At 52.9% G+C, this 7,065-nt stretch carries 8 protein-coding genes, 1 pseudogene and 1 other annotated feature; of the genes and pseudogenes, 2 read left to right on the top strand and 7 right to left on the bottom strand.

Annotation, left to right across the window (positions count from 1 at the left end):
* Positions 1 to 7 precede the first annotated feature (7 nt).
* From hisA to hisL, 7 genes are all read right to left on the bottom strand, one after another.
* Positions 8 to 745, bottom strand: a complete 738-nt coding sequence (gene hisA / locus VJY99_RS18245) for a 1-(5-phosphoribosyl)-5-[(5-phosphoribosylamino)methylideneamino]imidazole-4-carboxamide isomerase (protein WP_324121003.1) — start codon at positions 743 to 745, stop codon at positions 8 to 10.
* 5 nt (positions 746 to 750) lie between these two features.
* Positions 751 to 1,341 (bottom strand): imidazole glycerol phosphate synthase subunit HisH, encoded by a 591-nt coding sequence (gene hisH / locus VJY99_RS18240; RefSeq protein ID WP_324121001.1) that lies wholly within the window; start codon positions 1,339 to 1,341, stop codon positions 751 to 753.
* A complete protein-coding gene (gene hisB / locus VJY99_RS18235; protein ID WP_324120999.1) occupies positions 1,341 to 2,408 on the bottom strand; it encodes a bifunctional histidinol-phosphatase/imidazoleglycerol-phosphate dehydratase HisB in 1,068 nt (355 codons plus the stop codon). The genes hisH and hisB overlap by 1 nt, the downstream gene beginning before the upstream one ends.
* Complete coding sequence (gene hisC / locus VJY99_RS18230) at positions 2,405 to 3,487, bottom strand: histidinol-phosphate transaminase (RefSeq protein WP_324120997.1); 1,083 nt, start codon at positions 3,485 to 3,487, stop codon at positions 2,405 to 2,407. Before hisC ends, hisB begins: the two co-directional genes overlap by 4 nt.
* Complete coding sequence (gene hisD / locus VJY99_RS18225; protein ID WP_324120995.1) at positions 3,487 to 4,806, bottom strand: histidinol dehydrogenase; 1,320 nt, start codon at positions 4,804 to 4,806, stop codon at positions 3,487 to 3,489. Before hisD ends, hisC begins: the two co-directional genes overlap by 1 nt.
* 4 nt (positions 4,807 to 4,810) lie before the next feature.
* Positions 4,811 to 5,710 carry an ATP phosphoribosyltransferase gene (gene hisG, locus VJY99_RS18220; protein ID WP_324120993.1) on the bottom strand — a complete coding sequence of 300 codons (900 nt, stop codon included), beginning with the start codon at positions 5,708 to 5,710 and terminating at the stop codon, positions 4,811 to 4,813.
* Between the two features lie 36 nt (positions 5,711 to 5,746).
* Positions 5,747 to 5,869 (bottom strand) — a sequence feature (His leader region).
* Positions 5,845 to 5,895 (bottom strand): his operon leader peptide, encoded by a 51-nt coding sequence (hisL, locus tag VJY99_RS18215; protein WP_324121007.1) that lies wholly within the window; start codon positions 5,893 to 5,895, stop codon positions 5,845 to 5,847. Its footprint overlaps the feature before it by 25 nt.
* Positions 5,896 to 6,092: 197 nt before the next feature.
* On the opposite strand from hisL, the gene VJY99_RS18210 reads away from it, so the two are divergent.
* Together VJY99_RS18210 and VJY99_RS18205 are read left to right on the top strand one after the other, a co-directional pair.
* The gene (locus tag VJY99_RS18210; RefSeq protein ID WP_324120991.1) at positions 6,093 to 6,920 is read left to right on the top strand and encodes an SDR family oxidoreductase; all 828 of its coding nucleotides are present in this window, start codon (positions 6,093 to 6,095) and stop codon (positions 6,918 to 6,920) included.
* A 38-nt stretch (positions 6,921 to 6,958) separates the two neighbouring features.
* Positions 6,959 to 7,065 (top strand): annotated as a pseudogene (locus VJY99_RS18205) (LysR family transcriptional regulator); the annotation flags it as partial.

Genomic DNA, 7,065 nt, shown 5'->3' with positions numbered 1-7,065 from the left:
CAAGGAATTATCCGTTTTGCCAGCATGAGATCGCCTCCGTTACGTTGAATTTCCCTTCCAGCAGTGCGCGACCGACAATCACACCCTGTACGCCAGTGCCACGCAATGCGGCAATATCGTCGATGTCGCCAATGCCGCCGGAAGACTGGAATGCCACTTGCGGGAACCGTGCGCAAACTTCTTCATACAGCGAAACGTTCGAGCCCGCCAGCGTGCCGTCGCGGGAAATATCGGTACACAGCACGTGCTTGAGCCCGACAGGGAGATAGGTTTCTACCAGTTCTTCCAGCGTTACACCGGAGTTCTCTTGCCAGCCACTTACCGCGACGTGTTTGTTGCCTTGTTCGTCGATGCGCACGTCCAGCGCTAACACCAGGGCATCTGCACCAAAGCGGGTAAACCAGGCTTTTACTACTTCTGGTGATTTTACTGCGGTTGAACCCACGACGACACGCGCCACACCGGCATCCAGCAATGCTGCAACGTCTTCTTCCGTGCGTACGCCACCGCCGACTTGCACCGGCACGTTCACGCCCGCAACCAGAGTTTTAATCAGTGGGATCTGGCGTTTTGCTGGGTCTTTTGCACCGGTTAAATCCACAAGATGTAATACTTGTGCACCTTGCGCTTCATAATCTTGCAGACGCGGTAACGGGTCGTTGCCGTAATCGCGCTGTTGGCCGTAATCCCCCTGATGGAGGCGCACCACTGTGCCGTCTATTAAGTCGAGAGCGGGAATAATCATGGTGCTTACATCTCCAGGAAGTTTTTCAGTAATTTTGCGCCTGCCACACCTGAACGTTCCGGGTGGAACTGCACGCCAAAGAAGTTATCTTTTTGCACCGCAGCGGTGAACGCTTCGCCGTAGCTGGCCTGCGCAATGGTATTGGTACATACCGGCATCGCGTAGCTGTGCACAAAGTAAAAATAGTCACCATCGTCGATTCCACGGAACAAGCGGTCACCGGCTTTGGGATAGACGCGGTTCCAGCCCATGTGTGGCAAAGGCAAACCGTGGTCGGCCATTTTTAACACCGGCTCTTCAATGATGCCGAGCATTTCCACGCCGTTGCTTTCGTCGCTGCGCGAAGCTAAAAGTTGCATGCCGAGGCAAATCCCCAGTACCGGTTGGGTACAGGCTTTAATCAGCTCGACCAGCTCACGCTCGCGGATTTGGTTCATTGCTGCCTGAGCGGTACCCACGCCGGGCAAAAAGAGTTTATCGGCGCGCAGTACAACATCCGGTTCACGGCTCACCACGGGCTCATAGCCGTGCCGTTGAATGGCCGATCTTACCGAGTGCAGGTTAGCGCAGCCGGTATCAAGGATGACCACGTCCATTACAACACTCCTTTTGAGGAGGGCAGCGTATCACCTTCAACCCGAATCGCCTGGCGGAGTGTACGGCCAAAGACTTTAAACAGGCTTTCGACACGGTGATGGTCGTTTTTGCCTTTGGTTTTCAGGTGCAGCGTCACGCCCATGGTGTAAGAGAGCGAACGGAAGAAGTGTTCGACCATCTCGGTGCTTAAATCACCCACGCGCTGGAAGTTGAATTCAGCTTTGTATTCAAGGTGCGGGCGGCCGGAAATATCCAGCGCACAGCGGGCCAGGCATTCGTCCATCGGCAAGGTAAAGCCAAAGCGGGTAATGCCGCGTTTATCACCCAGCGCGATTTTCAGCGCTTCGCCGAGCGCAAGACCCGTGTCTTCTACGGTGTGGTGATCGTCAATGTAAAGGTCACCTTTCACGCTAATGTCCATGCGGAAGCCGCCGTGGGTCGAAATCTGGTCCAGCATGTGGTCAAAGAAGCCGACGCCCGTGTGGATTTTGCTACCGCCTTCACGGTCGAGCCACACTTTCACGTCAATTTGCGTCTCTTTGGTTACACGTTCAACGCGAGCGTAACGGTCACGCTTGGTGAGTTGTTCACTGATCATCGGCCAGTTCAGCGTTTCACCGTGGTAGCGCAGCCCCTGAATCCCCATGTTTTCGGCAAGCTCAATGTCGGTGGCGCGGTCGCCAATCACATAGCTGTTTGGCTTATCCAGCACGCCCTCTTCCAGGTAGCCTGTTACCATCGCGATTTTAGGCTTACGGCAATCACAGTTATCTGCCGGTAAATGCGGGCAAATCAACGTATCGTCAAAATTCACACCCTGAGAGGTAAACACCTGCATCATCAGGTTGTGTGGGCCATCGAAATCCGCTTGAGGGAAACTGTCAGTCCCCAAACCGTCTTGATTGGTGATCATCACCAGTTTGTAGCCCGCTTTTTGCAATTGCAGCAGGGCAGGGATCACCGCAGGCTCAAAGGCCAGTTTATCCATGCGATCCACCTGGAAATCTGAAGGTGGTTCGGAAATTAAAGTGCCGTCACGGTCGATAAAAAGAATTTTCTGGCTCACACGCTCTCCGTGGCCGCAAGGCCGGGTTGTTCACGTAACGCAGCGATGGTGCGCTCGCACTCTGAACGGGTGCCGATGCTAATACGCAGGCAGCCGCTTAATGAGGGTTGTTTGTTTTGGTCGCGTAAGATAATGCCCTGATCCCACAACGATTTAAATACAGAACTTGAGGCGGTGATGCGTACCAGAACATAGTTGGTTTCGGTGTCGAAAACTTGCTCAACGCAGTCAACGTCCTGCAACGCAGTGACCAGATATTGGCGATTGACCAGTATTTGCGCCACGCGCTCACGCATGGCATTAATTCCCTGCGGGCTTAATGCCTGGGCCGCAATATCGGCAACTGGCGTGGAAAGTGGGTAAGGGGCGATGACCTTCATCAGCAAATTAATCACCTCTTCATTTGCCAGCGTAAAGCCACAACGCAGACCGGCCAGCGCAAAGGCTTTCGAAAGCGTGCGCAGCACCACAAGGTGCGGGTATTCGCTCAACCAACCAGCCAGGGTCGCCTGTGGGCAAAACTCGATATAGGCTTCATCCGCCACGACCAGCGCTTTGCCACGCGCCATCTCCAACAAGACACGTAAATCCTGAGGATTGATTAATTGGCCGGTTGGGTTGTTCGGGCTGCAAACATAAATCACTTTAACGCCATCAAGATTTTCCGCAATGGCGGGCAAATCGAGCTGCCAGTTTGCAAGTGTCGGCACGGTGCGACATTCCACACCGATGGTTTCAGCGCTCACACTGTACATGCCGTATGTCGGCGGGCAGTAAAGCACGGCATCTTTGCCAGGTTCACAGAAGGCACGCATCAGCAGTTCAATGCCTTCATCCGCGCCACGGCTGACTAACACCTGCTCAGGCCTAACACCTGCATATTCTGCATAGCGCTGAATGACCAGTTTGGGCTGGCATTCTGGATAGCGGTTAAGTGTCTGTTGCGTCAGTTCAAATTCAACCGCAGTCGGGTACTCGTTGGCGTTCAACCACACATCGCCATTACCACCCAGACGGCGAGCCGACTGATAAGGGGTCAGGGCGCGGACGTTTTCGCGGGCTAACTCTTCAATGCTCATTACATCTCCTTCTCTTTATTGCAGGCAAGGGCAGCAACGCGCAGGGTAACGGCGTTTTTGTGGGCATCCAGCAACTCAGCGGCAGCCAGAGTTTCAATCGTTTTAGCCAGACTGGCGAAACCTTGTGGTGACAATTCCTGAACCGTCATGCGTTTCTGGAAATCGGCCAGCCCAAGGCTTGAACAGGTCGAGGTGTAACCATAAGTCGGCAGCACGTGGTTAGTACCTGAAGCGTAATCACCTGCCGATTCCGGTGACCAGTCACCGAGGAATACCGAGCCGGCGCTGGTAATGCTGTCCACCCACTCACGGGCGTTACGCGTCTGAATAATCAGGTGCTCTGGGCCATACTGGTTAGAAATTTCAATGCATTGCTCAAGGTCGCGAGCCACAATCAGACGGCTGCTTTCCAGTGCTTTACGGGCGGTTTCAGCGCGCGGCAAAGCGGCAAGCTGGCGCTCGACGGCTTCAGCGACGGCCTGTGCCATATCGCTATCTGGCGTCAGTAAAATCACCTGTGAGTCCGGGCCGTGTTCGGCCTGGGAAAGCAGATCAGAGGCGACAAAGTCTGGCGTTGCGCCGCTATCGGCAATCACTAACACTTCCGATGGGCCCGCTGGCATGTCGATGGCTGCACCATCAAGGCGCTGGCTGACCTGGCGTTTTGCTTCGGTCACAAAAGCGTTGCCTGGGCCAAAGATTTTATCCACTTTCGGAATGCTTTCGCTACCCAGTGCCAGTGCAGCAATCGCCTGCGCACCGCCCACTTGAAACACTTCCTGCACGCCGCAAAGCTGTGCGGCATAGAGAATTTCATCCGCAATCGGTGGTGGCGAGCACAACACCACTTTTTTGCATCCTGCAATTCTTGCGGGTGTGGCAAGCATCAATACGGTTGAAAACAGTGGCGCTGAACCACCAGGAATATACAGACCGACAGACGCAACGGGGCGGGTGACCTGTTGGCAGCGCACGCCCGGCATCGTTTCGATATCCACTGTTGCCAACTGTTGGGCGACGTGGAATTTTTCGATATTTGCCACCGCGACGGCCATTGCGTCTTTAATCTCGCTCCCCAAACGCTCCACGGCGGCGGCAATTTCACCCTCGCTAACTTTGAGTTGCGCAACGATCGTGTTATCGAATTTTGCGCTGTATTCGCGCAATGCCGCATCGCCGTTAGTTTTCACATTATTGATAATATCTGCGACTGTGCGGGTAATGCTTTCCGAGGCCGAAATCGCCGGGCGAGTCAGTAACGACTTTTGTGCTGCTGCATCGCACTCATTCCAGTTAATCAACGTATTGAAGTTTGCCATGGTGTTACTCCATCATCTTCTCAATAGGTAACACCAGAATGGAACTGGCACCCAGCGCTTTCAGTTTTTCCATGGTTTCCCAGAACAGGGTTTCGCTACTGACCATGTGCATCGCAACGCGCTGCTGATCGCCTGCCAGCGGCAGAATCGTTGGGCGCTCAGCACCCGGCAGCAGGGAGATAATCTCGTCCAGGCGCTCACTCGGTGCATGCAGCATGATGTATTTAGACTCACGTGCCTGAATCACACCTTGAATACGGGTCATCAGTTTGTCGATAAGTTGCTGTTTGACGGCGGGCATTTCACCGTCACGCTGAATCAAACAGGCTTTGGAGCGGTAAATCACTTCGACTTCACGCAGGCCGTTGGCTTCAAGCGTTGCACCGGTAGAGACCAGGTCACAAATGGCATCAGCCAGGCCAGCACGCGGGGCAACTTCAACAGAACCGTTCAATAAACAGGATTTAAATTGCACACCTTTGCCATCAAGGTAGCGCTTTAACAGGTGCGGGTAAGAGGTCGCGATACGTTTGTTATTGAGGCTTGCAGGGCCATCCCAAGGGTCATCAACGGAAACCGCCAGTGAAAAACGACAGCCACCGAAATCAAGGCGACGCAGCGTGAAGTAACGTGGGTCTTCGCCCTGAGCGCGACGAGTCAGCAACTCTTCTTCCAACACGTTTTCGCCAATAATGCCCAGATCCACTACACCGTCCATAATCAGCCCAGGAATATCGTCATCACGAACACGCAAAATGTCGATGGGCATATTTTCTGCCAGCGCAATCAGACGCTGAGTGTGCAGGTTAATTTTTATGCCACAGCGAGCGAGTAATTCGCGTGAGTCATCGCTTAAACGGCCTGATTTCTGAATAGCTATGCGTAAACGTGTGTTGTCTAACATGGGTTAATTCCTTAAAAAAATTCTTGATTGACGCCCAAAAAAAAGCCCCCGGAAGAAATCTTCCGGGGGCTTATTGACACGTTCATGCACCACTGGAAGATTTTTTCGTCTCCCAGCACACATCGCCTGAAAGACTAGTCAGGATGATGGTGATGATGGTGAGTAGTCATTTGAACGCGTGTCATAAAAATCTCGTATGAATGTTTATTCATGATGTGCGTTTAACGTAAACCAGATTCGCCATTCAGTGCAAGAGCTTTTTAGCTTCTCAATTAATATTCTGTTTAGCACCACTGATTGTCAGTTGTCATAACGTGGCGTAGCCTTATTAGAGGGGTAAAAAGTACAGCAGAGAGATATGCTGAAATCCAGGAGAGAAGGCATGAAAAAGGTTGCGATTGTCGGGTTAGGGTGGCTGGGAATGCCGCTTGCGATGTCTTTATCAGCGCGTGGCTGGCAAGTGACTGGCAGCAAAACCACTCTCGATGGTGTGGAAGCTGCGCGGATGAGTGGAATCGACAGTTACCAATTGCAGCTGACACCAGAACTGATTTGCGACAGTGATGATCTTGATGCACTGCTCGATGTTGATGCGCTGGTGATGACTCTGCCGGCTCGCCGAACGGGCGAAGGTGATGATTTTTACCTGCAAGCTGTGCAGGAAATTGTTGATAGCGCGTTAGCTCACAATATTCCACGGGTCATTTTCACCAGCTCCACCTCGGTCTATGGCGAACGAGAAGGGACAGTGAAAGAAACCACGCCGCTTGAACCCGTGACCGCCAGTGGCCGGGTACTGAAAGAACTGGAAACCTGGTTGCATGATTTACCAGGGACCTCGGTCGATATTCTGCGCCTGGCGGGGTTAGTCGGGCCGGAACGCCATCCAGGACGCTTTTTAGCGGGAAAAACCGATGTGGCGAATGGGTCTCATGGCGTCAATCTGGTACATCTGGAAGATGTAATTTCAGCGATTACACTGTTGTTACAGGCTCCAAAAGGTGGTCACATCTATAATTTATGTGCGCCAGGTCACCCATCACGTTCCGAGTTCTATTCTTTAATGGCGCGTCAGATGAACCTCGAGGCACCAAACTTCCGAGCTGAAGCGCAAAAGGGCCACGGTAAGCTGGTGGATGGCAACCGTATCTGCAACGAACTTGGGTTTGAATATCAGTATCCAAACCCGCTGGTGATGCCCATGCAGTAACCGCTGTGGGGCATGACTCGTGACTGTCAGGAACGAGTATGAAACCACTGCTGGATGTGTTGATAATTCTCGATACCCTCGATAAAGAAGGGAGCTTTGCTGCGGCGGCAACAAAGCTCTTTAAAACGCCTTCCGCGCTCAGTTA

Origin of the sequence: Buttiauxella sp. (assembly GCF_035271705.1) — a bacterium.
GTDB lineage: Bacteria > Pseudomonadota > Gammaproteobacteria > Enterobacterales > Enterobacteriaceae > Buttiauxella.
Note: the sequence above shows the minus strand (reverse complement) of the source record. Positions and strands in the feature narration are given on the sequence as shown.

What these genes read in the sequence shown, in the direction of transcription:
- hisA (WP_324121003.1), bottom strand. Translation starts at nt 745, where the DNA reads ATGATTATTCCCGCTCTCGACTTAATAGACGGCACAGTGGTGCGCCTC.
- hisH (WP_324121001.1), bottom strand. Translation starts at nt 1,341, where the DNA reads ATGGACGTGGTCATCCTTGATACCGGCTGCGCTAACCTGCACTCGGTA.
- hisC (WP_324120997.1), bottom strand. Translation starts at nt 3,487, where the DNA reads ATGAGCATTGAAGAGTTAGCCCGCGAAAACGTCCGCGCCCTGACCCCT.
- hisD (WP_324120995.1), bottom strand. Translation starts at nt 4,806, where the DNA reads ATGGCAAACTTCAATACGTTGATTAACTGGAATGAGTGCGATGCAGCA.
- hisG (WP_324120993.1), bottom strand. Translation starts at nt 5,710, where the DNA reads ATGTTAGACAACACACGTTTACGCATAGCTATTCAGAAATCAGGCCGT.
- VJY99_RS18210 (WP_324120991.1), top strand. Translation starts at nt 6,093, where the DNA reads ATGAAAAAGGTTGCGATTGTCGGGTTAGGGTGGCTGGGAATGCCGCTT.